We start from the raw sequence: 24,954 nt of genomic DNA, 5'->3' as shown, positions 1-24,954 counted from the left end.
TAGGCTCGTACCCCACTAAGTGGCGTCGGCCTCGTTGGAAGTTCTCGCCGCATGGCATTGGCACACGGCGCGGTGGTTTCTTGTATTCGCGCTCCCCCTGCGGCAGGAGACGAACAAAACACACCAAGAGTCAATTTTGCCACATCCGGTGCCGCTACGGCGAGTCTGGGCCGCGGCTTCAATTGTGGCGTTGGCCTCTTACTCCGCTGGGGCGGTGTTCGCGGGCTCCGTTTCGTCTCCCCAGTCCAACTGGGATTTGGGGATGACCTTGCCATCTTGAACGGCAAAACCGGCATGCCAGAGCTGGTCGCGATCCTTGCGGTTCAAGGTGCTGGGATCCAGTTGCTGAATGAGGTCCGGCCGACGGGCGGCGGTGCGCTGAATCTGCAAATCTCGACGGTAACGCGCAACCTTACCGTGGTTGCCCCCAAGCAGCACCTCGGGAACCTTCAGTCCACGCCATTCGGCGGGCTTGGTGTATACCGGGTACTCCAGCAGCACATCCGAGTGCGATTCTTCGAGCAGTGAGTCCGGGTTGCCGATCACCCCGGGAATAAGCCGGGCAATGGCCTCAACCATGACCATCACGGCCACTTCCCCACCGTTGAGTACATAATCGCCGATGGACACCGGCAGGACGCGGAAGTTTTCGTGAGCGTGTTCGATCACGCGCTCGTCAATGCCCTCGTAGCGTCCGCAGGCGAAGGCCAGATGCTCTTCTTCGGCCAGCGCATAGGCCAGATCCTGATTAAATACCGCACCGGCCGGAGAGGGGACGAGCAACAATGGCTTCTCATCGCCCTGGCGGTTCTCCAGAATACGGTCGAGGGCTTCGCCCCATGGTTCGGGCTTCATCACCATGCCGGCGCCCCCACCATAGGGGGTGTCGTCGACCGTGCGGTGCTTGTCGTAGGTGAATTCGCGTAGGTCCTGGACGTTGACCGACAGCAGGCCGTCCTCTTGGGCGCGGCCAATCAACGACAGCTCAAGCGGCTTGAGGTACTCCGGGAAGATCGTCACGACGTCGATGCGCATTATTTAGGCCTCCTCGTCGTCGTTCAGTTCCAACAGCCCGGCCGGAGGCGTAATGCTCAACGCACCGGCCTCGGTGTCGATGTCGGGCACGAATTCGTCGACAAAGGGAAGGTAGACTTCCTGTCCGTCGCTACGCTCGAACACCAGCAGGTCCTGTGCCGGGTTGGTGCGCAGCCCGGTCACGATGCCGATCTGCGTGCCATCGAGCATGACCTTGAGGTCGAGCAGCTCATGCTCGTACCACTGGTCCGAATCGTCATCCTCTTCTTCGTCACTGTCGAATTCCAAGCGAGCCTGACGTAAGGTTTCGGCCGCATTGCGGTCGGCAATTTCCTCGAAGCCCAGGAGCAGGATCGACTTATTCCAGCGGGCCGACTTGATGGTCAGCTCGCTCACCGGCCCGTCGACCACCTGAAGCACCGTGCCGGGAGTGAAACGTTCTTCCGGAGCGTCGGTGAGGACCTGAACCGTCACTTCGCCGCGGATGCCGTGCGGCTTGCCAATTCTTGCTACCTGCAGTCGCATAGTGTGCGAATCATTCTCCTTGAATTCCCTGCCACGGATCACGTGGGGACCGATAGACCGGTAGGTTATTTTAAGCGAACAAAGAGCCTCCGCCGAAATCGGCGAAGGCTCCCTGTCGAAGATGAGATCATCTTGCGCATGACCTCTGACGTGTTCGGCTAGCGGCGACGATCCGTGTCGATAACATCAACACGAATCGGCTCCTTGGCCAGCGCAGCCATCACGGTACGTAGTGCTCGGGCGGTGCGTCCCTGGCGGCCGATTACTCGACCGAGATCCTCGGAATTCACACGAACCTCGAGCAAGTCGCCGCGGCGGGTGGACTTCAGGGCTACCTGAACGTCCTCCGGCTCCTCGACTACCCCGCGTACCAGATGGTCCAACGCGTCAACGAGCATGATTACTCAGCCTCGGTAGCTTCAGCCTCGGCAGGAGCCTCGGTCTCGGCAACCTTCTCAGCCTTCGGGGTGATGGCCTCCGGAAGGATGACCGAGCCCTTGTTCGGAGCAACGAACTCAGCCTTAGGCTCGGCAACCTTCAGGGTGCCTTCCTGGCCTTCGATGCCCTTGAACTTCTGCCAGTCACCGGTGATCTTCAGCAAGGCGGCAACCTGCTCGGTCGGCTGAGCACCAACGGAGAGCCAGTACTGAGCGCGATCCGAATCGATCTCGATCAGCGAAGGGTTCTCGGTCGGGTGGTACTTGCCGATCTCCTCGATGGCACGGCCATCGCGCTTGGCGCGCGAGTCCATGATCACGACGCGGTAGAACGGTGCGCGCATCTTACCGAAGCGCTTCAGACGAATTTTAACGGCCACTTTAGTGGTCACTCCTGTTTCTCAACAAAGGTCGAGCCATAGGTTCTGCTCCTGTGGGGCAGGCCATACTACTGTGACTCTAGAATGGACAGGATCCACCGCAGAGAGAGGGGCCGCGGCAAATCGAGTACCCTGCAATTATGCCAGAGAGTGCCAAAGTTGACCAACCGGGGCGCTTGTTAGCTACGCCTCGTTGCGCTTGGCCCGCACCCTAGACATTATCCTCCCGGTGCCGAACCATAAAGAACATGAGCGAAGCTACCTTCTCCCGGACAAAAATCGCCATCCTAGCCGGAGCGCGCACCGCCACCGGCCGCTACGGCGGGCAATACGCTTCGCTTAGTACCACGGACCTAGGCATAGCCGCCGCGCGCGGCGCACTGCAGCGTAGCGCTCTGGCGCCAGAGGACGTCGACGAGGTAATCCTCGGTTGCATCGGCCAAGTGGGCCCCGAATCCTATAACGCTCGCGCAGTCGCACTGGGAGCGGGCCTGCCGCAAACCACCCGAGCCATGAACGTCAATAGGCTCTGCGGTAGCGGACTGCAAGCAGTGTTCTCCGCGGCGCAATCCCTGGCCCTGGGGATCAACGATGTCGTGCTCGCCGGCGGCAACGAGTCCATGACCTCCATGCCCTATCTTGACTATGCCGGCCACGGCGGACCGAAACTGTCACACCGCAAACTGCTCAACGGCACCCTGGCGATGCTGACCGATCCGTTCAGCAATCGGCACATGGGTACGACGGCGGAGAATGTGGCCGAAAAATTCGGCATCGACCGCAGCGCCCAAGATGACTTCGCGCTCCGTTCGCAACGGCGGGCCGCCAGCGAGCGGGCACGGCAGGTCTTCGCCGAAGAAATCATTGATCAGAGCCTGCTGGGCCATTCCGAGCCCGAACGCGATGAGCATCCACGCCCCGACACCACCGGCGCATCGCTCGCGGCCTTAGCTCCGGCCTTCGCCGCCGAAGGTACGGTCACGGCGGGTAATTCCTCGGGCGTCAACGACGGAGCGGCGGTCATGGCCCTAGCGCGCCTCTCCGATGCTCGGGCGCAGAATTTGCCCGTGCTCGCCACGCTGGAACACGTCGAGGTCACCGGCTACGACCCGGCGCTCATGGGCTATGCCCCGGTCACAGCCATCAGGGGCTTACTCGAGCGCACCGGCGTGGACCTCGAGCGGGTGGGTGTCATCGAACTCAACGAGGCATTTGCCGCACAGGCCCTCGCGGTCATTCGAGATGCAGGTCTAGATCCCGAGCGAGTCAATCCCTATGGAGGGGCCATCGCACTCGGGCACCCGGTGGGCGCCACCGGAGCGATTCTGACCCTGCGCGCAGCCATGGAACTGGCTCGCGGCGATCATGAATACGCCATCGTGTCCCTCTGCATTGGCGGCGGGCAAGGGATTGCCGCACTGCTACGCGCGGTGCACTAAATTCATAGCGAACCCTTTCATCATCTTTTTCGAACCCCATTGAGTAGGTTAGCCTTAGCTCTGGACATCGCAGTGACCAGCGCCCCGGTACGAGGATCATCGCCCGGCGCGCCCGCACAGATACGCGACACAAGGTAAAGCACTTTCAGGGGTTGGCTAATGATCGGTAACTATCTCATCGGGCTACGCGAAGGGCTCGAAGCGGTTTTGATCGTGGTGCTACTCATCGCCTACCTGAGCAAGACCGGACGTCGTGAGCTACTTCCCCGCATCTACATGGGCGTGGCCCTGGCGGTAGCGATCTCCTTGGGCTTCGGCGCGCTGCTGACCTTCGGCCCCCGTGGCCTGACCTTCCAAGCCCAGGAACTTATCGGCGGTGGCCTGTCGATTGTGGCTGTCGGGTTAGTGACCTGGATGATCTTCTGGATGGCCAAGGCCTCCACCTCGCTGGCCAGCGACCTGCGTGATCATGTGGATTCGGCCGCCGAACGCTCCTCGGGCTGGGCCTTGGTCATGGTCGGCGCCCTCGCCGTGGGCCGCGAAGGCCTGGAAACGGCGCTGTTTATTTGGGCGGCCGCACGCACCTCCGCCGACACCTGGCAGCCGCTGCTCGGCGCCCTGCTGGGCATCGTGACCGCGGTCCTGCTCGGTGCCCTCCTCCACCGCGGAGTGCTCCGGATCAATCTGGGAGCCTTCTTCCGCTGGACCGGTGTCGCCTTGGTGATCATCGCCGGCGGCGTACTGGCCTACGGAGTGCACGACCTGCAGGAAGCCGGGGTCTTACCGGGCCTACACCACCTGGCCTTCGACGTCTCGCACACCATTGCCCCCGGCTCGCTGCTCGGGACGCTGCTCAAGGGCGTCTTCAACTTCTCACCGGCAACCACTTGGCTCGAGGCAACCACCTGGGTCCTCTACGTGGTGCCCGTTATGGCCCTGTACTTGCGCTCGATCACCGGTCGACAGCGCGCTACTTCCGCCGCGGCCACCGCGAACTAACTCTCCATCACCGACAACCCTTGAGGAACATTTACATGCGCAAAGCACTCGCACCAGCCGCCCTGTTGGCCGTAACCGCTCTGGCCGTGACCGGTTGCACGGACAATAACCCCAGCGAAGGTTCCGCGAACGGCGCCATCAACGTGGTGAGCACCGCCGATTCCTGCCAGGTCGCTACCCAGAGCGCTCCCGGCGGCACACTGACCTTCAACGTGAAAAACGACGGCAGCGAGGTCACCGAGTTCTACCTGCTGGCCGAGGACGGGCTTCGCATCGTGGGTGAAGTGGAGAACATCGGTCCCGGCCTGACCCGTGACCTGGTGGTCTCCGCCCCCGAGGGCAAGTACTTCACCGCCTGCAAGCCCGGCATGGTGGGCGACGGTATTCGCGCCGACTTCACGGTAACCGCCGCGCCCGAGGGACAACAGGTCAACGCCGATCGGGCCAAGCTTCAGCAGGAGGCCACCGACCTCTACGCCGCCTATGTGAAGGACCAGACCGAGCAGCTGGTGCGCGGCACCGAAGAATTCGCCAAGGCCTTTAGCGCCGGCGACGAGCAGCAGGCCCGGGCCCTGTATCCGGCGGTTCGCATGCACTGGGAACGCATTGAACCGGTCGCGGAGTCCTTTGGCGATCTCGATCCGATTCTCGACGCCCGCGAAGCCGATCTGGAAGAAGGCCAAGAGTTCACCGGTTGGCACCGCGCCGAAAAGGATCTGTGGGCCCCGGCCGACTACACCAAGATGACCCAGGCCGAACGCACCGCCGTGGCCGAGCAGATGGTCAAGAACACCCACGAGCTGTACACGCGCACCCAGGAACTTGAGTACACCGCCGATAAGCTGGCCAACGGCGCCAAGGAACTGCTTGACGAGGTGGCCACCGACAAGGTGACCGGCGAGGAAGAAACCTTCTCCCACACCGACCTGTGGGATTTCCAGGCCAACCTCGAGGGCGCACGCATCGCTTTCGAGGACCTGCGTCCGCTGCTGGCCGAGTCCAATGCCGAGTTGGAGCGGACCCTGGAGAAGAATTTCGCCTCCTTGCAGCAGCAGCTCGATGCTTACCGCAAGGGTGATGGCTTCGTCTTCTACGATGAGCTGACCAAGCAGCAGGTCCAGGAACTGGCCGCCGGGGTGGATGCACTCTCCGAGCCGCTGTCGAAGCTGACCGCCGCGGTCGTCAAGTAGGCATCATGGGGCAGCAGGAACCACAACGCAGCGGAATGTCGCGGCGTAACCTTCTCACCGCCGCAGGCACCGGTGGTGCCGGTTTAGCCTTGGGCGCACTGGGCTATGCCGCGCTCGGTCGACAGCCAGCCGATGCTTCCACCACCAAGGAGGCGGTCGTCGATTGCTTCGGCGAGCATCAAGCCGGCATCACCACCGCGGCGCAGGAGCGGATGCACCTGGCCGTTTTCGATGTCACCGCCACGGACCGCGCCGAGCTAGTGGACCTACTCACGAAGTGGAGCACGGCCATTGCCTCGCTGACCCGCGGGGAACCTATCGGTGCCGGTGGCGCGCTCAATGGCGGCTATGACGCGCCACCGGAAGATACCGGCGAAGCGCTGGACCTGTCGGCCGCCAACCTGACGGTCACGGTCGGCTTTGGGCGTTCCCTGTTTGTCGATGCCGAGGGGCGGGATCGTTTTGGGCTGCGCGCGAAGCTGCCCGAGGCACTGATCGAGCTGCCCCATTTTGCCGGCGATATGCTCGAGTCGCAGCGCACCGGCGGCGATATCGTCGTCCAAGCCTGCGCCGACGATCCGCAGGTTGCGGTGCACGCCATCCGCAACCTGGCACGTATTGGTTTTGGCGCGGTACGGGTCCGCTCCTCACAGATCGGTTTCGGACGTACGGCGAAGACCACCACCTCGCAGCGCACGCCACGCAATCTCTTTGGCTTCAAGGATGGCACCGCGAATATCCTCGCCGAAGATCATCAGGCCCTGAACGAACATGTGTGGGTTGCCGACGGCGATCAGCCGTGGCTCGAGGGCGGAACCTACATGGTGACCCGGCGCATCCGGATGCATATTGAAACCTGGGACCGCTCCCCCTTGGGCGAACAGGAACAGATCGTCGGACGCACCAAGGGCACCGGGGCGCCGTTATCGGGCGGCGATGAATTCAGCGCACCCGATTTTTCACTGCAGGGATCCAACGGACCGCTGATTCCCGCCGATTCGCATGTGGCGGTGGTGCATCCGCAGCAGCATGACGGGGCGCGGATCCTGCGCCGCGGGTTTAACTACACCGATGGCTCGGACGATCTCGGGCGCCTGGATGCGGGTCTTTTCTTCATCGCCTTCCTGCGCGACGCGCGCACCCACTTTGTGCCCCTGCAACGGGCAATGAGTGCGCGCGACGCGATGACCGAATACCTGCGCACCAACGGTTCGGGCCTCTTTGCGATCCCACCGGGGTTCGGCCAAGGCGGTTACCTCGGCCAGCAGCTCTTCGAGTCCTAACTAGGCCACGGCCACCCGCAACCGGTTACGCCATGGGTCACCGAACCGCAGCTCGGCTCCGGTGTGGTGGTGTTCGATGCCGGCGTAGCTTAGCCGTTCGGCAAGCTGTCCCACCTCGTCGGCGTGGGGCAGCTGGATCAGCACCTCACCGAGCCCGAGGGTATCGTGCCGCGGCCCAGCCCCGCGCGAGTTCCACACGTTCATGGCCATGTGGTGGTGGTATCCGCCGGCCGAGACGAATAGCGCCTGGTCCCCCAGTTGCGAGGTGATATCGAAGCCCAGGGTGTCGACGTAGAAATCTTTGGCGGTGGCCACGTCTCCAACCTGCAGGTGCACGTGGCCCACTGCGGCCGCGGCCTCGACTTGGGTCTGTAGCGCGTTCTCGTTCAGGTGAGTCTGCAGGTAGTCATTGGGGTCGAGGGCGATGGTGTCCATCGCGACATGTTCCCCGCGCCAGGTCCAGGTGTCCCGCGGCCGGTCGAAGTACAGCTCGATGCCGTTGCCCTCCGGGTCGGTGAAGTAGAAGGCCTCGGAGACAAGGTGATCCGAACTTCCCACAAAGGAGTGCGGATTGTATTGTGCGGCGGTGTAGACGGTGGCCGCCAGATCGCTGCGATCCTCAAAGAGCAGTGCCGTGTGGAAGAGTCCCGCCTCGGAACGCGCCGGCAGCTGCAAACCCTTGCCGTCGTTGAGCTGCACCAGATGCGTGGTGCCGCGGCCTAGGATGGTTGATTCGGAATTTTCGCTGAGTACCTCGAGTCCCAGGGCACGCTGGTAATAGTCGGTAAGCCGCGCACGATCACCGACCTTGAGCTGGACGGTGCTCATGGCCAGATCGCCTGATAGCTTCACATCACTGCGTACGTTCATGGTTCTCTCCCCTACCCTTGTGGTGCCGATACAACGAGTCTATCGAAATTTACTTGAAGCTTCAATAAAAGATAGGTCACAGGACTCCGCCCACCCCGCGAGCAATGCCGGACACCGCTGACGCGGGCGCAATTCCACCACCACAAGCGCTTTCGCAGTATATTGACCAGTGACCGGACTCACATCCAGTTGAATTGTGCAGATATACGCGAGAGGCAGGCCATGACAGTCACCCAACGGTTCCGCACCGCCCGAGATCAGTTGCTTGAACTGCGCGAAAATTATGACCAGGCTCGCGCCGAGTTCCGCTGGCCGAGCTTTGAGACCTTTAATTTCGGAACCGATTGGTTTGACCAGGTAGCCGCCGACCCGCAGCGTGCACAGACCCCGGCGCTGATCATCACCGAATTGGATGGTTCGACCACCACCCGCACCTGGCACGAGCTGGCCGAGCGCTCGACCCAGCTGGCCCGATGGTTAGCCGATCAGGGCGTGCAACGCCGGGATGGGATCGTGGTGATGCTCGGAAATCAGGTTCAGCTCTGGGAAACCATGCTCGCCGGAATTAAGTTGGGCGCCATTCTCATACCGTGCACCGTACAACTGACCCCAGCCGATCTCACCGAACGGATCGAGCGCGGCGCCGCGCAATGGGTGGTGGTCAACGCCGCAGACGCCAGCAAGTTCGAGGCGGTTGAGGGTGATTACCGGCTGATTGTCATCGGCGAGTCCAGCGGGACCCAACTGAACTACGCCGATTCCTTCACTGCGCCGGCAGACTTTGAACTCACCGAACCAACCGGAGCCGGTGAAACCCTACTTCGCTACTTCACCTCGGGCACCACCTCACGCGCCAAACTTGTCGAACACACCCATACCTCATATCCGGTGGGCCACCTGAGCACCATGTTCTGGATTGGGCTGGAACCGGGCGACGTGCATCTGAACGTCGCGTCACCGGGTTGGGCCAAGCATGCATGGTCGAACTTTTTCACCCCCTGGATCGCCGAAGCAACGGTCTTTGTCTATAACTACGAACGCTTTGACGCTCAAGCGCTGATGGAACAGATGGACGCACACAAGGTCACGAGCTTCTGCGCCCCGCCAACGGTCTGGCGTTTGCTGATTCAAGCCGATCTGAAACACCTGAAGCATCCACCGCGCAAGCTGGTTTCCGCCGGCGAACCGCTAAACGCAGAGGTCATCGATCAGGTGCACCGCGGGTGGGGCCAGACGATCCGGGACGGATTTGGGCAGACCGAAACTACGGTGCAGATCGCCAATCCCCCGGCGCAGCGAATCACCATCGGGGCCATGGGCCGCCCCATGCCCGGCTACGAGGTGATATTGCGTGACCCGGCCACCGGGCTCGAAGGCGATGTCGGCGAAATTTGCCTCCGTACCGACCCCCGACCGCTCGGCCTCATGAAGGGGTATCTCGCGGATGACGAGAAGAATGCCGAAGCGTTCCGCGACGGGGTCTATCACACCGGTGATATCGCCGAACGCGACGAACAGGGAGTGCTGACCTATATAGGCCGCGCCGACGACGTGTTCAAATCCAGCGATTACAAGCTCAGCCCCTTCGAGCTGGAGTCCGTGCTCATCGAACACCCGGCGGTGGCCGAGGCGGCCGTGGTCCCGGCCCCGGATGACTTACGCCTCTCGGTACCCAAGGCCTACGTTGTCCCGGCCGCCGGATATACCCCGGATGAAGCCCTCGCCGAAAGCATTTTGGCGCACTGCCGTGAACACCTCGCGGCCTACAAGCGCATTCGACGCCTCGAATTCATGGATTTGCCCAAAACCATTTCCGGCAAGATTCGCCGGGTGGAACTGCGCGGCATGGAAGTTGAGCACCACCGCGAACAACGCCGCCCGGAGCGGGAGTACCGAGACAGCGACTTCCCTTCACTCACCGGTCGTGGCGGCGCGGACCGCTCCGCATAGCTAATGCCGGAGGAAATCGACTTCACGGACCTCGACCTGGTAGTGACCGGACGGGATCGAACACTCTCGTCCCGTCTCGGCCAGGCACTGGCACTGCGCCACGTGGTGGGCTTTGTCGAAGAACCGGTCTTGCACCAAGACCATACGGCCGCCACCGCGCTGCTACTCGGCGTTGATGGCCAAGAAGTAGCCGTGGCCGACGACGAGGGGCGGATCAGCTACCGCCAGCTCGCCGCGGTTGCCGACCAGTTTCTGCTCGACGAACTCAATCCGGTGACCGCGTACGTGGGTGACCAGCTGGCCCGCGGCGAGGACCTGCGTCTAGACACCCAGCTGCCCGAGCTGAATCCGTGGACGCTATTCGTGGGCCGCGAACTCAAGGCCGAGCATCTGATTCAGGCCAGCGCAGGTGCCGGACGGGTGTGCGTGGAGATCTGGCAGGAGCACGGGTGCACCTTTGCGCGCTACACCGGTCCACGGATGTTTCGTGGCTTCGCGTTCCCCGACGAGGCCGGAAAGGTCATAGAGATCGCCCCCGAAGCGGACGGCGCCGACCTGGTGTTATTCGCCGGCGGGCAGCGGTTCGATTTGACCTTGGCCGATGAGCTTCGGCCCATCACCGACTACCCACCGGGCACACCGGCCGGGGACCTGATGGGTGATTTTCGGGCGCAGTGGGCGGGGCTGACCACCGAAGCCATCGAACGGCTGACCCAGATCACCCACACGGCGCGAGCTGGGGAGCAGATAGCCCGCTACGTGGCCAGCGGGGACTGCCGCCGGGCCGCGGCGGAGCTTTTCAGCATCGCTCAGGTTCCGTTCATGGCGCTGGAAATCGCCCAGCGCGGGGTGCTACCCGGCGGCGCGCGTTGCGTGGAGTTTGCCTCGCGCGGCGAAGCCATGAGCACTTATCGGTCACTCGTGGCCGCACACACAGGCAAAAAGCCATCCTGGCTGGCCACCCGCCGCGCATTCAGAGATGTGCCCCGGCGCCCTCGCCGTGCTCCCTAAGGCCGATAGGCGGCCAGCAGGGGCAAAAGATCGGACTCGCTGAGGCGCACTTGCCCAAAGTCGCTCTCGGCAATCGACACCACCCGGTCTCCAAAGCGGGCCCAGAGCGAAACATGCTCGAGCTCTTCGCCCTTCCACTGCAGCACAGTGCGCTGTATCAAGGCCTCATCCGCGGTGGACTCGACCGGTTCGAAGGTGATCTGTTGGGTACCGGTAGGATCCGGGGCGAACTGCGGATCGGTGGCTAACCAGTGGGCCAGATCCTGAACACCGCGCCCGAGCCAGTATTCGAGCACGTAGAGATTGGTGGCCTCGTCCATAAAGAGGCAATACCCCAATTCACGTGCGCCGGAATCGCCGACCACCACACCCTCGGTGTATTCGAAACGTCCCGCAACACCGAGTCTGTCGGAAACCACGGAGGCGTCAATATCCGCACAGTCCAGATACTCGACCTGCTCCACGGGGCTAGCCGGTGTTTCCGAGGAAAAACTGGAGGAACCCGGTTCCACTGGTGGCGTATGTGGTGTGCATCCGGTCAGTACGAGCGCACACCCCAGCAGTGCCGTACCGGCCACCTTCCGCGTCCTCATGCCCGGCAGTCTAACAACACGCAATGTGACTTAGGCATTGACGCGCACCCGGCTTCGGTTCAGTACCAGATAGATCAGGTACGGCGCTCCAATGACCGCGGTGGCCACGCCTGCCGGGAGCACCACCGAGAAGGTGCGGGCGGCGATGAGATCGGCTAATAGCACGAAGATCGCTCCCACCAGCGCGCTATGAAGTACCGGTGGAATGGTCGTACGCGCCAGCATTCGGGCGGCGTGGCCACTGGCCAACGCCACGAAGGCTAGCGGTCCGGCGATGACGGTAGCGGCAATGGCGAGAATCGTCGCGACGCCAAGCACAATGAGGCGATCACGCGACAGATGCACCCCCAGCCCACGGGCGGTATCGGAATCCAGCGCCAGCACCTCGCGTTGGTTGCGCATCAGACCGCCCAACATGGCCATGCCAAGTATGACCATCGGCATGCCACCCAAATCTTCCCAGGAGGCGCCGTTGACGGTGCCGGCCATCCAGGTCAGGGCTTGCTGGGCGTTGGTCACCTCGCCTAGGGTGAGCATCCATGAGGTCAAGGCCGCACAGAGCCCGCTGATTCCCATGCCCACGAGCACCAGTCGGCTGGACTCGAGCGAGGTATGCCAGACCAATGCGAACACCGCACCGGCCGCGAGCAGGCCGCCGAGGGTCGCTGCGATCGGAAGTCCGTAGACGCTCAGCCCGGCCGGCAGGCCCGAGACTTGGCTGGTGAAGGCCATCAGCGCAACCGCCCCGGCCGCCGCGCCATTGGTAATGCCCAGTATGTCCGGGCTAGCCAACGGGTTGCGCGCCACGGTCTGCGTCAGCGCACCGGCCACACCCAAACCGATTCCCGCGCAAACCGCCGCGACACTGCGCGGCAGACGAAATTCCCAGATGGTCAGTGCCGTGCGCTGATCCGGGGCCTGGCCTAGCAAGGTGGTGAACACGTCGCCCGGGGCGATCGGGGTTCCGCCGACGCTGATATGCACGACCAGCGACACGAGGGCCACCGCGGCGAGGGTCAGCGCGGTGATGAAGCTGTGCCGACGTTTCATACGGACACCAACTTGCGCCGCCGGGCCACGTACACAAAGAACGGCGCGCCAATAATGGCCACCACCACGCCCACCGGCAACTCGCCGGGCCGAGCCAACACCCGGCCGAGGATGTCGCTGGAGACCAGCAACAGCGCCCCTGCAGCGGCCGCCGCCGGTACGAGCCAGCGATAGTCGGCCCCGAAGAGTCGGCGGACCACATGTGGGACCAGAAGGCCTAAAAAGGCGATGGGACCGGCTAAAGTCACCGCGAAGCCAGAGAGCACCACGACGGCGCCCAACCCAATGACCCGGGCCCGGCCCGCGGTAATCCCCAGACTGCGGGCGGTGGCTTCGCCGAGGGTGAGAGCGTTTAGCTGCCGTGCATTGGCTACGGCGAGCACAATGCCGAGCACCAGCAGCGGCCAGAGCGCTAGGAAGGCGTGATAGCCGTGCACCACGGAGCCGACCTGCCAAAAACGCAGGGTTTCCAGCGCCGCTTCGCTCAATAGCACCAGGGTGGAGACGATCCCGGCGCAGAGCGCCGTGACGGCGGCGCCCACCAAGATCAACGTCACCGGTGAGCCCCGGCTACCGTCGACCTGTCCTAGGCCAAAGACGATCACCGCGGCCACGAGGGCACCGAATAGGGCCAGCAGGGCCTGTGGCCAGGGCTGCATCGGGCCGCTGGTCGTCGCCACCGCGACGATGGCTAGGGCCGCGCCCTGGTTGATGCCCAGGAGACCGGGTTCGGCGATCGGGTTGCGGGTATGCCCCTGGATGAGGGTTCCGGCAACGCCGAGGGCGGCCCCGGCGGCGAGGGCCGTGACGGTGCGTGGCCAGCGGATCTCCCGGATGGAAATGTCCGCGACCGTATCCTGGGGCGTGAATAGCGCGTGGAACATTTCCGCGGTACTGGAGGTGGTGCTGCCGACCCAGAGGCTGAGCACAACGGCGCCGAGCACTCCGATCAGCAGCGCGGCCAGCCGGGTCGGGCGTGAAAGACGGAGGGTGATGATGATCGATCCTTCATGAATGACAAGCTGATTCACGCCAGAAGGTGATTCATGCTACTGTTCGTGACGCGTAATGAGTTTACCCTAACCTAATTTCATCACGTAATTCTTTTTGAACCGTCATCACGAAAGGCACTCGCATGCCAACTAACCTTCGACGCGGCCTGACCGCGGCACTGGCTGCCGCGGCCCTGGCACTGACCTCCTGCGGCGGCTCGACGAGCCCGGAAAGCAGCGAAGCCCCGGCGACCGGCGAGGCCGAGGGCTTCCCGCGCACCGTCAAGCACTTCCGCGGCAGCACCGAAATTGCCGAGCGCCCGGTCCGCATTGCAGCGCTGGACCCCTCCTACGTGGATGCCACCCTGCTTCTGGATGCCGAACTTGTGGCCTACACCGAATACCGCAAGTCCAGTAATCCATTCCCCGAGTACCTAGGTGATGTCAGCGCACTGACCGCCGATGCCGTCAACGTGGGCACCATCGCCGAACCGGACCTCGAAAAGTTGCTGGCCGCCGAACCAGATCTGATCATCTCCGCCGATGTGCGCCAGGGCGAGATGTACGAGCAGTTGCAGAAGATTGCCCCCACCGTTTTCTCCGAGTCCACCGGACCGACCTGGAAGGAAAACGTGGTGCTGCTTGGCGAGGCCATCGGCAAGCAGGAAGAGGCCAAGAAGGCCGTCGCCGACTATGAGGCACGCGCCGCAGCCGTGGGTAAGGAAATCCTCGCGAAGGATCCGGAGGCCACCTACTCGCTGATTCGCTTTGCCGGTGAGGACACCGCACGCCTGTACGCCACCGATTCGTTCATCGGTGAAATCATGACCGATATGGGCATTCCGCGCCCCAAGGACGCCCCGGATACCACCGAGTCGATCTTCGTACCGCTGTCCCCCGAAGAGATCCTGAAGGCCGACGCCAAGGTGATTTTCCAGTCCACCTGGGCGCCTGAAGGTGCCGAAGGTGACGCCTCCCGGGACCAGGAGAAGAAGTTCACCTCGAACCCGCTATGGAAGAAGCTCACCGGCGAGGTTGTCACCGTGGATGACTCGATCTTCCTCTCCTCGGTATCCCTCCAGGGTGCTGGCGAAGTGATCACTCAGGTCGCCGAGCACTTCGGGGTCGACCCGCAGCTGCCGTAAGGTCTGCGAGCCGCATCATACCAAGAGGCCAGTGCGCCGGGAGATCAGTCCCGGCCCACTGGCCCTTGTCATCCGATGGTGAGTTCGGCTCCCTATCGCAAGGAAGCGCGGGTGTCGCCCTCAACGCGAGGACTTCGCGGCTGGGTCAGTAGCGAGAGCACCACGAGCACTACCAGCGTGATCGGCAGGGAAATGATGATGGCGTTGATCTGCTCGGAGAGACCCTGCACCTCCCAGGTGATGGTGACGACGCCACCGACAATCATGGCTACGGCCACCGCCACCCCGGTGGCGCGAGCACACTCCGCCTCGTGACGGTGCATCGAATATGCAATCTCGATCGATGGTGGAAGCGGGCGACTGTCCTAGGAATACGGAGCGTTCGTGAGGCCCAGACCAGTGCCCTAAGTACTTCTAAAGCGCATAGGCACCGATCTGCTGGGTGCCCTGCAGAGTACCCGATTGAAGAGTTCGGGACGCACCTTTAGGCACAATCTGCGAACGTGTACTACGGTCGGCAAGTCGTCAGCAACCATTCACGGGATCTGTCGCACTGGCTCGGCCGGCTACGGCGTGGTCGTTGGCGCGCCTAGGCTCGTCGCCTTCGTCTAACGCCGCGCACAACGGCAATCACGACATTGGTTAGTGCGTCCAGGTAGCCGAGGACCAGAATAGTGATGAGCAACCACGCCGGAAGCCACAGCTGTTGCCAATCGATGCCCACGAGCACGAACGTGAAGATCGCTGCCTCGAGCAAGCCCCAGAGCAATTGCAGGCCGGGCCTCCACGACATTGTGTTGAAGAAGCTCGGTGTCGCGCTGCTCTTGCGCATTTCGGTCGCGGTGGCTCGGCCTAGTGCCTTCGCGAAGCCCACCGATTGGATGGCTACGGAGCCCGTGGGCGCTCCAGACTGTTCCAACAACTCGGCCGCTTCACTCCGGTAGCCGAAACCGGCCAGAACCTGTTCCACCGCCTGCTGACTTCCGAAGCCGGGCAACACGCGTTTGAGTACCTCAATGTGTTCGGATGTGACACCGACGCCGCTTAGCTCTTCCAAGCCTTCGACATCCACCGAAACATAGTGGCTTTCCAGTGCCTGAAGTTCACGCAAGGCCTCGGTCCCAGGCTCGGGCTGGATCGCGGCACTAGCCATGACCGGCCAGATATGTACCCACGCCGGTGCCCCGAGGAGCTTCTTGGACTGCTTGGAGAACCAAAAACTCGCCACATACCGTGCACCGGAGCGACTGAACATAATGGCCGGATACTGATCAGCTCCGGGCCCGTCGTCGGGCATGAACTCATCGCACACCGCCAGCGCCGAGCCCTCCGACTCCCCTGACTCCAGCAGGTGCCAGGTGGCTTTTGTCGCAGAGGCAAGTATGAGCATGTCGGCCTCGTTGAGCTTGCCGGTCAGCACGGTACGCCCGGAGGGCGTGGCCTCGAGCCGCGGATCGGCAATGGGTTCGCCGCTTTGCGCCTCGAGGTCATCTTGATCCACGTACAGGGCACCGGTGCCAAGTTTCAGGGCGAGGGCGAAGTCCTCCACCTGTTGTCCGAGCCGGACGTTGCCTTCGGCCGTGGTCAACAAGATCAGCCCTTCGGCGTTCACCGCGATACCGACTTCCACGATGACCAAGCCATTCCATGGCACCGGGCGGGAGACCAGCGCAATGACCTCGCGCTGCGCCAGCACGGATCGCACGGCCTGCTCGGCCTCCTGCGCGGAGGTGTCCTGGAAGATAAGCGTCAGGGCGGCAACCAGCGATTCAGGCTGGTCGCCGCCCTGTACATCTGGGTGGCTACTTATTGCCAAGATACTTCTCGAAGCCCGCCGGTAGGTTCAGGCTCGACGCATCGAAATCCTCCGGCACGTTCCCTGCCCCGAAGGCCGACCCGCTGGGGGCGTTAGCCTTCTTGGTTTTGGCCTCGAGCTCGGCCTGGGCGGCCTTGGCCGGATTACCGTACTTCTGCTTCTTGCCCTTGGCCTTACCCTTGGCCTTGCGAGCCGCACCCTTGCCGGCACCGGGCATCCCCGGAATACCGCCACCGGCGGCCATCTTCTTCATCATCTTCTGCGCCTCGGTGAAGCGCTCAAGCATCTGGTTCACCTCGGAGACCGAGACGCCCGAACCCTTAGCAATACGGGCACGGCGCGAACCATTGATGATCTTCGGTGCCACACGCTCATGCGGAGTCATCGAACGAACGATCGCCTCAACACGGTCGATCTGGCGCTCGTCAAACTGTTCAAGCTGCTGACGCGAAATCTGCGCACCGGGCATCATGCCCAGCAGCTTCTTCATCGAGCCCATCTTCTTGATCTGGGCCATCTGGGCGAGGAAGTCGTCCAGCGTGAAGTCTTCCTGGTCGGCGAACTTCTTCGCCATCCGCTCGGCTTCGCCCTTATCCCAGTTCTTCTCGGCCTGCTCGATCAGGGTGAGCACGTCGCCCATGTCCAGGATGCGGCTGGCCATGCGATCCGGGTGGAAGATCTCAAAGTCGTCCAGGTTTTCACCGGTGGAGGCGAACATCACCGGCTTGCCGGTGACCGAGGCGACCGACAGGGCGGCACCACCACGGGCGTCACCATCGAGCTTGGACAGCACCACGCCGGTGAAGTCCACGCCCTCGTGGAAGGCCTGGGCGGTGTTGACCGCGTCCTGACCGATCATCGCATCGATGACGAACAGCACTTCATCCGGGTTGATGGCGGCGCGAATATTTGCGGCCTGCTCCATCATTTCGGCGTCCACGCCGAGTCGTCCGGCGGTATCGACGATCACCACGTCATGCAGCTTGGCCTTGGCCTCGGCCACACCGTCGCGGGCCACCGCCACCGGGTCACCGGTTACGGCGTCGAACTCCGAGGATACTCCCGGGTGCGGGGCGTAAACCGGCACGCCGGCTCGCTCACCGTTGATCTGCAACTGCTTGACCGCGTTCGGGCGCTGCAAGTCACAGGCCACCAGCATCGGGGTGTGCCCCTCGGACTTGAGGTGCTTGGCGAGCTTACCGGCCAGCGTCGTCTTACCGGCACCCTGCAGACCGGCGAGCATGATCACCGTTGGAGGGTTCTTAGCCAGGTTGATGCGACGGGTTTCGCCGCCGAGGATGGCCTTGAGCTCCTCGTTGACGATCTTCACGACCTGCTGTCCCGGGTTCAGCGACTCGGAGACCTCGGCGCCGAGGGCGCGCTCCTTGATCTGGGCCACGAAGGCGCGCACCACGGGTACGGCCACGTCGGCGTCCAGCAGAGCGCGGCGGATTTCGCGTACCGTACCGTCGATATCGGCCTCGGTGAGCTTACCCTTGCCTCGCAGGTTCTTGAAGGTAGCTGTCAGGCGATCGGAAAGTGAATTGAACACGTGCCGGGCACTTCTTTCGATAGGTCTGTGGGCGCGCATGAAAACGCACAGGACTCGACTTACAAGAATATCAACAATCGGCCCAGCAACTAATCGAACCCGCGTTGCTGTGCCAAATATCTTTCTCACTCTGCTATCGGCCGCCTCGATCCGCCGATCAGCACCGCCGGGCGCCAGCACCAAACACCCTATAGGCGCAGACCAGCGGCCACTCACGCGTGCCACGGACTTTTCAGAACGTTGACGTTTCCCGAACGTTACCCGTGAGTCCCGGGAACCTGTTGAGAGCCACTGTGCACTGACCTAGCGTGAGAGATCCGAGCAGCACCCTGCACACGGAGGAGGAATTCAGATGACGACACCCGAGCACACTTCCCCACACGATGAGACCCAGATGGCGCTCGATAACCCGGTCACCCGATACCCCAAGATCGAGCCACCTAAGCAGGACCAGCCCGAACCGGGCCTCGACGCCAAACTCGAACCGCAGGCGGATCACGGCGAGGATAGCTACCAAGGCACCGGACGCCTGAAGGGACGCAAGGCGCTGATCACCGGTGGCGACTCGGGCATCGGTGCCGCCGTGGCCATTGCCTTCGCCCGCGAAGGGGCCGATGTGGCCATCGCCTATCTTCCGGCCGAGGAAGAGGACGCCCGCAAGATCCTGCGCGCCATCGAGGCCGAGGGGCGCCAAGCGGTAGCCCTGCCCGGAGATTTGCTCGAGGTGGAGTACCGCAACGCGCTGGCCGATGAGGCGGCCCGTCAGCTCGGTGGTCTCGACATCCTGGTGAACAACGCCGGCAAGCAAATCGCCATCGAACGGCTCGAAGACCTCAGCGACCAGCAGGTGATTGAAACCTTCCAAGTGAATATCCTGGCCATGTTCGCCATCACCCGCGCCGCCTTGAAGCATCTACCTCAGGGCGCAAGCATCATCAACACCACCTCGGTTCAAGCCTACGAGCCTTCCCCCACCTTGTTGGATTACGCCTCAACCAAGGCCGCGATCAACGCCTTCACCAAGGGTCTGGCCGTGCAACTGGCACCTCGGGGTATTCGCGTGAACGCGGTGGCCCCGGGCCCAATCTGGACGCCACTGCAGGTCTCGGATGGCCAGCCGAAGGAAAAGCTACCGAAATTCGGGCACAACGTGCCGTTGGGCCGTGCCGGACAACCGGTGGAACTGGCCCCGGCCTACGTGTTCCTGGCCTCGGCCGAGTCCAGCTATGTGATCGGCGAGACGCTCAACGTCAATGGCGGCAAAGCCACCCCATAACCGCCACGAGCCAAGGGCACCAGCGATCCGTCCGGATTGCTGGTGCCCTTGCCCTGTCTCAGGGCTATCACGCACCGTGTCGGCTAACAGTCCCGCAAGTCGCCGTCCGAGGAATCGAGCTCGAGGTTCCGCCGTTCATACTCCCGTTGGCTGAAGGTCGCACGTTGCACGGACTGCACTTCATCGAAGCTCGAGCCGATGGCACCGCCGAGCGTACCCAGCGAGGCGGCCAGCCATGCCAGGTTCAAGTACTCGCGGATCGTCGCCTCGTGGTTGAGTTCGAAGGACAGGAACGCCTGATCGATGATGACCAGTGAACCCAGTAGTAGCGCGATAAACAGCACGGCATACATGGCTGCTGCCGCCAACACCACGGTGAACACCGTCGCCAGGTTATATAGCAACAGTTTTTCCTTACGCCGCGCGCCCGTGGGCTTTTCCCATAACTGGTTATGGAACAGCAACCAGGTACTGAGCACCAAGATGCTCAAGACCGTGATCAGTGCCAGGCGCCACGAGCTGAGATAGTCCGCCATGGACCAGATACTCGTATAAAACACACCAAAGGCTCCGGTGGCCGCCGCACCGGCGAGCGCCGAGGAAAGCCGAGGCACCAGCCGCCAGGGACGGTTGACGAGGATCATTCCCATCACGAGCCAGATGCGTCCGCGCAAGCCTTCAATGCTGTCGCAGTGATCGCCGGCATCGTTGGCGTCGTCCAGTCGCCCCTTGACGCTCAGGGCTTTGCCCAGCGGGGTGGGTTCGGGCCCGGGCTTCGGGCGTCCGTTGAGTTCGGAGAGAACTTCCATAAAGGCTTTGATCACCGAGCGGCGTCGCGGGGGCCCGAGGCTGGGCAGGACCACGGTGGCCGCTGCGAACCTCGTATTGATAATCGAGCGCACCGGGCGGCCCTGTTCGTACTGGGGCACGTCGGTCAGGTAGATGACGAATTCCCAGCCGAACTTCTCGCGCATATCCGATACGTGTTTATTGAGGATGACCTCGCCGGAGTCGTTCATCGGGAGGGTCACCGAGTCGACGGTGACTCTCCATCGGGCGTGATCGAGGTGGGTCTCGTTGAGCTTTTCCTCTAGGCGTTCGACGACCCGGTCGGCCAGCGACTGCGCAATGCCGGGGTCTGCCAGCAGGCCCACCGATCGGGTGGGAAGATCTGGTTCGTTCATCAAGCACCTCGGGTTCTAGGGTGTCGGTGGCATGGTCGGCGCATCGTCCGGGTGGGACGGCGGATCCTGCCCTTGGGCATCTGGCTCGCTGATTAGTCGATGCGCGCCCCCTGCCCGTCGAGGGCCGCCAGGTAGTCGGCGAAGCCTTCCCGCAAGCGGCCGCGCAGGCGTTCGGATGTAATGGCCTGCAACTGCGCGGAGGCGTCGATGCGGTAACCGGCCGTCCGCAGGGCCGCCACGAGTGCCACGTCTTCACGTGCCGCTAAGGGCGGAAAGCCTCCGACGGCCTCATAGGCCGCCGCGCTGACCCCCAAGTTGGCTCCGTGGATATGGTGGTGGCCATCCACCGGTCGGTAGGCGGCGCGCCACAGCCGGTAGAGTTCGGCGTCCAGTTCCTGCCTGTCGGGTTGCACCGTTCCGGCCACGGCGTCGGCTCCGGCCGCCCTCCGCCCGGCCATGGCCGTTAGCCAGTGCACCGGCACCCGCGTATCGGCATCCGTGCAGGCCAGCCACACCGATTGAAGGTGCGTGCGTTGACCGAGTCCTTGGAGTGCGAAGCGTACCCCGGCGGCCCGGCTGGCCCCGACATTGCCATGCCGCACTTCAAGCATGGATAGTCGCGGGTCATCTAGCATCTGGTCTTGCAGGATCCGGGAGGTTTGATCCGTACAGCTATCAAGGACAAAGGTGGCGCCGATGGTGACCCGTGGGTGTTGGGCGGTGAAGTGGTCCATGGCGGTTCGCACCGAACGTAGACAGCCTCCGATGAGTTCATCTTCGTTATGTGCCGGGATGACAATGACCATGGCTTCTAGGGGGTTACGCACGTTCACCCCCGGGTTTCTGGAAAACCTCCAGCAGGAAGTCCTGTTCCCGGTGCTGGAGTAGCCGCGGCCAGTCTAGGGCCTGGGCCATCCGGTGCACGGCCTGCCCATCTAGCGGCCACCCTTCGATGGGGTGCAGCCAATGGCAGAGAAGAAGTTCGCCTCCGGGCCGCAAGACCTCGGCGCTGTGCCGTAGGGTTTGGGCTAGTTCGTCGGCGGCTAGGAAGTACCCGATTTCGCTCAGTACCACCAGATCTATTGAGCCGGGCTCGAGCGGTGGCCATTGCCCGGGTAACGTCGCTTGCACAAGGGTTACGTGCGCTAGGTCCGCAACCTGGGCTCGGGCTTGGGCCAAGGCGGTGGCGCTAGCATCCACGCCGACCAGCCGGTCGCTGCGCGCAGCCAATTCGGCGGTCTGCAGCCCGATGGAGCAACCTAGCTCCAGGACGGCGCCGTAGCGGGCGCGCGGTAGCGAGGCGAGCACAATGTCTTGTTTGCGTTGCTCGTAGCGGCTATTGCGGTAATCCCACGGGTCACCGCGCTGAACATAGAGGTCTTCGAAAACCTGTGCGGCGACGGCGGCGTCCTTCTCGCCCAGCCAGGTGACGCGGAAGGTTTCCTGCGCACGGTGAAAATGCTCGAGAACGTGCCGATCGAGCAGCACTTCGTCGCCTGGTAGCTCCGAGAGCGGTTGGACTTGACTCTGGTGGGCGGCGAGCGCGGATTCTTTGGCCTCGTGGTCGGCCTGGGTCAATTCGAGCCGGTGCCAATGGGTCCAACGTTTGTCGTTTTCCGGGTGCGCCCAATGCCAGTACCAGATGGGGAATTCTAGGTGGGTCACCGACGCCTGGGCCGCTTGGCGGGCTACCAGTCGGCCGAGCACCTCGTGGTCGGTGTGTCCATCCTCGCGGTAGGTGCTGGCCACCACGCATGAACCTTGGCCGATGAGTTCACCGAGCAGGGTTTCAAGCTCTGCTTCATGGGATGCCAGCTGTCCATCGGGCAGGCCGGGACAGCGCAGGTGCAAGTTGCCGTGCCCGTCGACTCTCTGACCTAGCGCCTGCATGGCCGCGCGCAGTTCGGCTTCGCGCAGGGTTGCTAGCTCTTGTGGGGTGTGCGTCGTCGAGTCCGGGTGCGAGCCCTCGCCCATGGTGCACACGACGACGGTCACCTCGAGGCCCATGCCCAGCGCGCGGTGGATGAGTCCGCCGGCGCCCAGGGTCTCATCATCGGGGTGGGCTGCCACCACGAGCAAGCGTGTGGCTCCGTCGAAGACTCGGGCGAGGTCGATCGGCGGCAACTCTTCCAGGCCGTGCTGCGCCCAAAGTTGCGCGGCGGTTCCGGTGTCACGATGGCTGAAGCTCACCATGAAAACGCACCTTGAGTGGCCCGGTCGGTAAGCACCATGCGTCCGAGAGCCGCGTCATCACGGGCGGCGTGGTGTTGGCGAAGGTAGATGCCCAAGTCGGCGACGCGCCGGGCATGCGCTTCATCAGTGGCCAACGGACCGGGGCCGGTGGCCTCGGCGCTAATCCGCAACAGTCGTTGACACACCGAGGCCACATGGCCGCGGACCCGGGCGGCCGTGAGTGAGTCCAGTGAACCCTCGTCGGCTCGTAGCGCGGCCTGACCTAAGAGTTCGGCGGCGCTACACATGAGCCGGTCGGCCTCACCGATCCACGCCAAAGCCAGCTGGTCCGGTTCCCGTCGCCGGGCGCTGTCAATCAGGTGCCGCAACACACCCACGGCTCCCCCGAACCAGCAGGCGGCGACCCCGACTCCACCGACAGCAAAGCCCTCACGCTCGAGATACCATCCCGTTTCGCCCACCGGGGTGGCGCACGCCCCGTCGAATTGCACCGAACCACTGGGGAGTTGCGCCATACCGCGACTGACCCACCGCGAGGGAAGCACGCTGACACCCAGGCCGTACATCGGCACCGCAAACAATCGACGCCCCTGCGCGGTGTGCGCGGTGATCAGCGCGTGAGAAACGCGTTCGGCCAAGGAACACCACGGTTTGACCCCATGCAGAGTCCAGAAACCACGAGTTGCGGGCTTCGCCTCAAGTTTCATATTCGGGCCCTCGGCCGCGTACACACCCCACGTCCTTCCCGGCTGCCAAGGCAGGTCGGCTTGGCGCAGAATAGCGGCGGCGTCCAGATGCGGCTCCAAGGTTCGAGCCGCCACCAAGTCGATGGCTGCAACGGTCGCCAGCATCTCCCACAATCTGCGGGTCTGGCCCGTTCCCGGAACGGGAGGATCCATGATGTCTGCCGCCAAGGCCCGTAGCATCGGCTCGGGACTGCCATCACTCTGCGTGGCCGCTTCGAGAACGGCGTCGGCGCCCGGCCACCACGTGGTTTCGGTCGGCGGGTCCGGAACGGTGGTGGGCTTGCTGAATGTCACTGCCCGATGATCCATTGAATTCCTCCTGAACTTTGGCTCAGTCTAAAGAACTCGCAATCAGGTCGCCCCAATACTGTTAAGCACCTGAGAATACGCTGACTAGTGTGTTTGCCTTTTCGCAAAAGGCCGCAGAAATGATCTGGTTAGGGCAGTGCAACGCGGCGGCTGGCCAGCACATCGCGGTGTGCCCAACAGATCTAACAGCTGTGCTTGAAGACGACAGGCACAGCCCGCGGGCGTGCGGGTCTGCTAACAGACAGGAGGGCACCCCACTGTCGGGTGCCCTCCGAACCGGGGATCGAGCCGGTGGAACGATCCCCGTCTGTTCGCTTTCTACCCGGGCGCTAGCCGCCGGTGAGTGGATAGCTACTGGAGATTGCCCCGGTGGCTCCGGTGTTCATCAATAGCTTCAGCTATCCCTGAAAACGAATACTGGATAAGTGACGCGTGGATTGAGAGCACCACGCGTTGGGAAGCAACGTCCGCTACGACAGGAGCGGCGTCTTCTTCTTACTCGCCCGTCCACTATCGCCCGATGCGAACACCGGGATCCAGTGGGCGACCGCGCTGTGCTGCCAATACTCCACGCGGAAGGTAGCAACGCCGTCGTGTGCCACCTGCTCGAACAGCGACTGGATTGTCGCGTCTGCAGCATGGGCCTCAACAACTGCTAGCCCGGCATTTGGAACGGACACGTGCATGAAATTTAGTTCGCCGTTGTCCTCATTGAGCAGTGCGATAAGCACTGCCCGCCCATGCACGGATGCCAATCCCATGGTGTCGCTCAACAGCTCCTTGGGCGTCGCGATGACAATGGGCATCCCCTGCACCCAGCCATATTGGCTCAGGTGTTCCCGACCTTCCCGTGATCCGAGTACCTCGGCCACTAGATCGGCGGTCCTGGATCGAACGATGCGTCCTGGCACTTTTGAAACCTCCACTTTCTACGTAACTGTCCGAGTACTCCCCATGAGTCACGCTGCACCACCTTTGG

Annotated in this window: 24 protein-coding genes; 8 read left to right on the top strand and 16 right to left on the bottom strand. The window is 63.0% G+C overall.

Annotated features, from left to right (window positions below):
• Window positions 1-198: 198 nt before the first annotated feature.
• The 4 genes from trmD to rpsP all read right to left on the bottom strand — a co-directional run bounded on the left by trmD (window position 199) and on the right by rpsP (window position 2,377).
• Window positions 199-1,035 (bottom strand): tRNA (guanosine(37)-N1)-methyltransferase TrmD, encoded by an 837-nt coding sequence (trmD, locus tag ACYU0X_RS08110; RefSeq protein ID WP_461902701.1) that lies wholly within the window; start codon window positions 1,033-1,035, stop codon window positions 199-201.
• A 3-nt stretch (window positions 1,036-1,038) separates the two neighbouring features.
• Window positions 1,039-1,560: a ribosome maturation factor RimM gene (gene rimM, locus ACYU0X_RS08105; RefSeq protein WP_418909192.1), complete on the bottom strand. Its 522-nt coding sequence runs from the start codon at window positions 1,558-1,560 to the stop codon at window positions 1,039-1,041.
• Window positions 1,561-1,718: 158 nt separating this feature from the next.
• Window positions 1,719-1,958 carry an RNA-binding protein gene (locus ACYU0X_RS08100; RefSeq protein ID WP_309407362.1) on the bottom strand — a complete coding sequence of 80 codons (240 nt, stop codon included), beginning with the start codon at window positions 1,956-1,958 and terminating at the stop codon, window positions 1,719-1,721.
• 2 nt (window positions 1,959-1,960) lie between these two features.
• Complete coding sequence (gene rpsP / locus ACYU0X_RS08095; RefSeq protein WP_309407364.1) at window positions 1,961-2,377, bottom strand: 30S ribosomal protein S16; 417 nt, start codon at window positions 2,375-2,377, stop codon at window positions 1,961-1,963.
• Window positions 2,378-2,625: 248 nt separating this feature from the next.
• Between rpsP and ACYU0X_RS08090 the strand changes: the two genes are divergently transcribed.
• From ACYU0X_RS08090 to efeB, 4 genes are all read left to right on the top strand, one after another.
• Complete coding sequence (locus tag ACYU0X_RS08090; protein ID WP_418909191.1) at window positions 2,626-3,816, top strand: thiolase family protein; 1,191 nt, start codon at window positions 2,626-2,628, stop codon at window positions 3,814-3,816.
• Window positions 3,817-3,975: 159 nt separating this feature from the next.
• Window positions 3,976-4,815 carry an iron uptake transporter permease EfeU gene (gene efeU / locus ACYU0X_RS08085; protein WP_418909190.1) on the top strand — a complete coding sequence of 280 codons (840 nt, stop codon included), beginning with the start codon at window positions 3,976-3,978 and terminating at the stop codon, window positions 4,813-4,815.
• Between the two features lie 35 nt (window positions 4,816-4,850).
• Window positions 4,851-6,005 (top strand): iron uptake system protein EfeO, encoded by a 1,155-nt coding sequence (efeO, locus tag ACYU0X_RS08080; RefSeq protein WP_461902700.1) that lies wholly within the window; start codon window positions 4,851-4,853, stop codon window positions 6,003-6,005.
• 5 nt (window positions 6,006-6,010) lie between these two features.
• Window positions 6,011-7,288: an iron uptake transporter deferrochelatase/peroxidase subunit gene (gene efeB / locus ACYU0X_RS08075; RefSeq protein WP_418909188.1), complete on the top strand. Its 1,278-nt coding sequence runs from the start codon at window positions 6,011-6,013 to the stop codon at window positions 7,286-7,288.
• Here the strand turns inward: efeB and ACYU0X_RS08070 are convergent, their stop codons facing one another.
• Window positions 7,289-8,158, bottom strand: coding sequence for a VOC family protein (locus ACYU0X_RS08070; protein WP_461902699.1), 870 nt, complete (start codon window positions 8,156-8,158; stop codon window positions 7,289-7,291).
• 222 nt (window positions 8,159-8,380) lie between these two features.
• Here ACYU0X_RS08070 and ACYU0X_RS08065 point away from each other — a divergent pair, with 222 nt between their 5' ends.
• Window positions 8,381-10,108, top strand: coding sequence for an AMP-binding protein (locus ACYU0X_RS08065; protein WP_418909186.1), 1,728 nt, complete (start codon window positions 8,381-8,383; stop codon window positions 10,106-10,108).
• Window positions 10,109-10,111: 3 nt separating this feature from the next.
• Window positions 10,112-11,119 carry a hypothetical protein gene (locus tag ACYU0X_RS08060; RefSeq protein WP_418909185.1) on the top strand — a complete coding sequence of 336 codons (1,008 nt, stop codon included), beginning with the start codon at window positions 10,112-10,114 and terminating at the stop codon, window positions 11,117-11,119.
• On the opposite strand, the gene ACYU0X_RS08055 is transcribed toward ACYU0X_RS08060, so the two are convergent.
• From ACYU0X_RS08055 to ACYU0X_RS08045, 3 genes are read right to left on the bottom strand one after another with little or no spacing between them, the layout of a single operon-like run.
• Window positions 11,116-11,712, bottom strand: a complete 597-nt coding sequence (locus ACYU0X_RS08055; protein WP_418909184.1) for a hypothetical protein — start codon at window positions 11,710-11,712, stop codon at window positions 11,116-11,118. The genes ACYU0X_RS08060 and ACYU0X_RS08055 overlap by 4 nt on opposite strands.
• Before the next feature lie 30 nt (window positions 11,713-11,742).
• Entirely contained in the window at window positions 11,743-12,762 is a 1,020-nt protein-coding gene (locus ACYU0X_RS08050) for a FecCD family ABC transporter permease (RefSeq protein ID WP_418909183.1), read from the bottom strand.
• On the bottom strand, window positions 12,759-13,793 hold the full coding sequence (locus ACYU0X_RS08045) for a FecCD family ABC transporter permease (protein ID WP_418909182.1): 1,035 nt from the start codon (window positions 13,791-13,793) through the stop codon (window positions 12,759-12,761). Before ACYU0X_RS08045 ends, ACYU0X_RS08050 begins: the two co-directional genes overlap by 4 nt.
• Window positions 13,794-13,897: 104 nt before the next feature.
• On the opposite strand from ACYU0X_RS08045, the gene ACYU0X_RS08040 reads away from it, so the two are divergent.
• Complete coding sequence (locus ACYU0X_RS08040) at window positions 13,898-14,899, top strand: ABC transporter substrate-binding protein (RefSeq protein WP_418909181.1); 1,002 nt, start codon at window positions 13,898-13,900, stop codon at window positions 14,897-14,899.
• A 92-nt stretch (window positions 14,900-14,991) separates the two neighbouring features.
• Here the strand turns inward: ACYU0X_RS08040 and ACYU0X_RS08035 are convergent, their stop codons facing one another.
• From ACYU0X_RS08035 to ffh, 3 genes are all read right to left on the bottom strand, one after another.
• Window positions 14,992-15,222: a hypothetical protein gene (locus ACYU0X_RS08035; protein ID WP_418909180.1), complete on the bottom strand. Its 231-nt coding sequence runs from the start codon at window positions 15,220-15,222 to the stop codon at window positions 14,992-14,994.
• A gap of 266 nt (window positions 15,223-15,488) precedes the next feature.
• Window positions 15,489-16,715: a hypothetical protein gene (locus ACYU0X_RS08030; protein ID WP_418909179.1), complete on the bottom strand. Its 1,227-nt coding sequence runs from the start codon at window positions 16,713-16,715 to the stop codon at window positions 15,489-15,491.
• Window positions 16,702-18,267, bottom strand: a complete 1,566-nt coding sequence (gene ffh / locus ACYU0X_RS08025) for a signal recognition particle protein (protein WP_309407384.1) — start codon at window positions 18,265-18,267, stop codon at window positions 16,702-16,704. Before ffh ends, ACYU0X_RS08030 begins: the two co-directional genes overlap by 14 nt.
• Before the next feature lie 352 nt (window positions 18,268-18,619).
• On the opposite strand from ffh, the gene ACYU0X_RS08020 reads away from it, so the two are divergent.
• Window positions 18,620-19,543: an SDR family oxidoreductase gene (locus ACYU0X_RS08020; protein WP_461902698.1), complete on the top strand. Its 924-nt coding sequence runs from the start codon at window positions 18,620-18,622 to the stop codon at window positions 19,541-19,543.
• 83 nt (window positions 19,544-19,626) lie between these two features.
• Here ACYU0X_RS08020 and ACYU0X_RS08015 read toward each other — a convergent pair whose 3' ends face one another.
• The 5 genes from ACYU0X_RS08015 to ACYU0X_RS07995 form a co-directional block, all read right to left on the bottom strand.
• Window positions 19,627-20,727 carry a hypothetical protein gene (locus ACYU0X_RS08015; protein ID WP_461902697.1) on the bottom strand — a complete coding sequence of 367 codons (1,101 nt, stop codon included), beginning with the start codon at window positions 20,725-20,727 and terminating at the stop codon, window positions 19,627-19,629.
• A 92-nt stretch (window positions 20,728-20,819) separates the two neighbouring features.
• Window positions 20,820-21,554 carry a glycosyltransferase family 2 protein gene (locus ACYU0X_RS08010; protein ID WP_461902696.1) on the bottom strand — a complete coding sequence of 245 codons (735 nt, stop codon included), beginning with the start codon at window positions 21,552-21,554 and terminating at the stop codon, window positions 20,820-20,822.
• Window positions 21,547-22,920: a PIG-L family deacetylase gene (locus tag ACYU0X_RS08005; protein WP_461902695.1), complete on the bottom strand. Its 1,374-nt coding sequence runs from the start codon at window positions 22,918-22,920 to the stop codon at window positions 21,547-21,549. The genes ACYU0X_RS08010 and ACYU0X_RS08005 overlap by 8 nt, the downstream gene beginning before the upstream one ends.
• Window positions 22,914-23,975 carry an acyl-CoA dehydrogenase gene (locus ACYU0X_RS08000; RefSeq protein WP_461902694.1) on the bottom strand — a complete coding sequence of 354 codons (1,062 nt, stop codon included), beginning with the start codon at window positions 23,973-23,975 and terminating at the stop codon, window positions 22,914-22,916. Before ACYU0X_RS08000 ends, ACYU0X_RS08005 begins: the two co-directional genes overlap by 7 nt.
• Before the next feature lie 470 nt (window positions 23,976-24,445).
• The gene (locus tag ACYU0X_RS07995; protein ID WP_461902693.1) at window positions 24,446-24,886 is read right to left on the bottom strand and encodes a hypothetical protein; all 441 of its coding nucleotides are present in this window, start codon (window positions 24,884-24,886) and stop codon (window positions 24,446-24,448) included.
• Window positions 24,887-24,954: the final 68 nt, after the last annotated feature.

It is taken from the genome of Glutamicibacter sp. X7 (assembly GCF_054889245.1).
The sequence above is the reverse complement of the archived record's forward strand: the minus strand, read 5'-3'. Positions and strand labels throughout refer to the sequence as shown.

Excerpts from the sequence above, each read along its gene's own strand:
- trmD (WP_461902701.1), bottom strand. The coding sequence starts at position 1,035 with ATGCGCATCGACGTCGTGACGATCTTCCCGGAGTACCTCAAGCCGCTT.
- rimM (WP_418909192.1), bottom strand. The coding sequence starts at position 1,560 with ATGCGACTGCAGGTAGCAAGAATTGGCAAGCCGCACGGCATCCGCGGC.
- ACYU0X_RS08100 (WP_309407362.1), bottom strand. The coding sequence starts at position 1,958 with ATGCTCGTTGACGCGTTGGACCATCTGGTACGCGGGGTAGTCGAGGAG.
- ACYU0X_RS08090 (WP_418909191.1), top strand. The coding sequence starts at position 2,626 with ATGAGCGAAGCTACCTTCTCCCGGACAAAAATCGCCATCCTAGCCGGA.
- efeU (WP_418909190.1), top strand. The coding sequence starts at position 3,976 with ATGATCGGTAACTATCTCATCGGGCTACGCGAAGGGCTCGAAGCGGTT.
- efeO (WP_461902700.1), top strand. The coding sequence starts at position 4,851 with ATGCGCAAAGCACTCGCACCAGCCGCCCTGTTGGCCGTAACCGCTCTG.
- efeB (WP_418909188.1), top strand. The coding sequence starts at position 6,011 with ATGGGGCAGCAGGAACCACAACGCAGCGGAATGTCGCGGCGTAACCTT.
- ACYU0X_RS08070 (WP_461902699.1), bottom strand. The coding sequence starts at position 8,158 with ATGAACGTACGCAGTGATGTGAAGCTATCAGGCGATCTGGCCATGAGC.
- ACYU0X_RS08065 (WP_418909186.1), top strand. The coding sequence starts at position 8,381 with ATGACAGTCACCCAACGGTTCCGCACCGCCCGAGATCAGTTGCTTGAA.
- ACYU0X_RS08060 (WP_418909185.1), top strand. The coding sequence starts at position 10,112 with ATGCCGGAGGAAATCGACTTCACGGACCTCGACCTGGTAGTGACCGGA.
- ACYU0X_RS08055 (WP_418909184.1), bottom strand. The coding sequence starts at position 11,712 with ATGAGGACGCGGAAGGTGGCCGGTACGGCACTGCTGGGGTGTGCGCTC.
- ACYU0X_RS08050 (WP_418909183.1), bottom strand. The coding sequence starts at position 12,762 with ATGAAACGTCGGCACAGCTTCATCACCGCGCTGACCCTCGCCGCGGTG.
- ACYU0X_RS08040 (WP_418909181.1), top strand. The coding sequence starts at position 13,898 with ATGCCAACTAACCTTCGACGCGGCCTGACCGCGGCACTGGCTGCCGCG.
- ACYU0X_RS08035 (WP_418909180.1), bottom strand. The coding sequence starts at position 15,222 with ATGCACCGTCACGAGGCGGAGTGTGCTCGCGCCACCGGGGTGGCGGTG.
- ACYU0X_RS08020 (WP_461902698.1), top strand. The coding sequence starts at position 18,620 with ATGACGACACCCGAGCACACTTCCCCACACGATGAGACCCAGATGGCG.
- ACYU0X_RS08015 (WP_461902697.1), bottom strand. The coding sequence starts at position 20,727 with ATGAACGAACCAGATCTTCCCACCCGATCGGTGGGCCTGCTGGCAGAC.
- ACYU0X_RS08005 (WP_461902695.1), bottom strand. The coding sequence starts at position 22,920 with ATGGTGAGCTTCAGCCATCGTGACACCGGAACCGCCGCGCAACTTTGG.
- ACYU0X_RS08000 (WP_461902694.1), bottom strand. The coding sequence starts at position 23,975 with ATGGATCATCGGGCAGTGACATTCAGCAAGCCCACCACCGTTCCGGAC.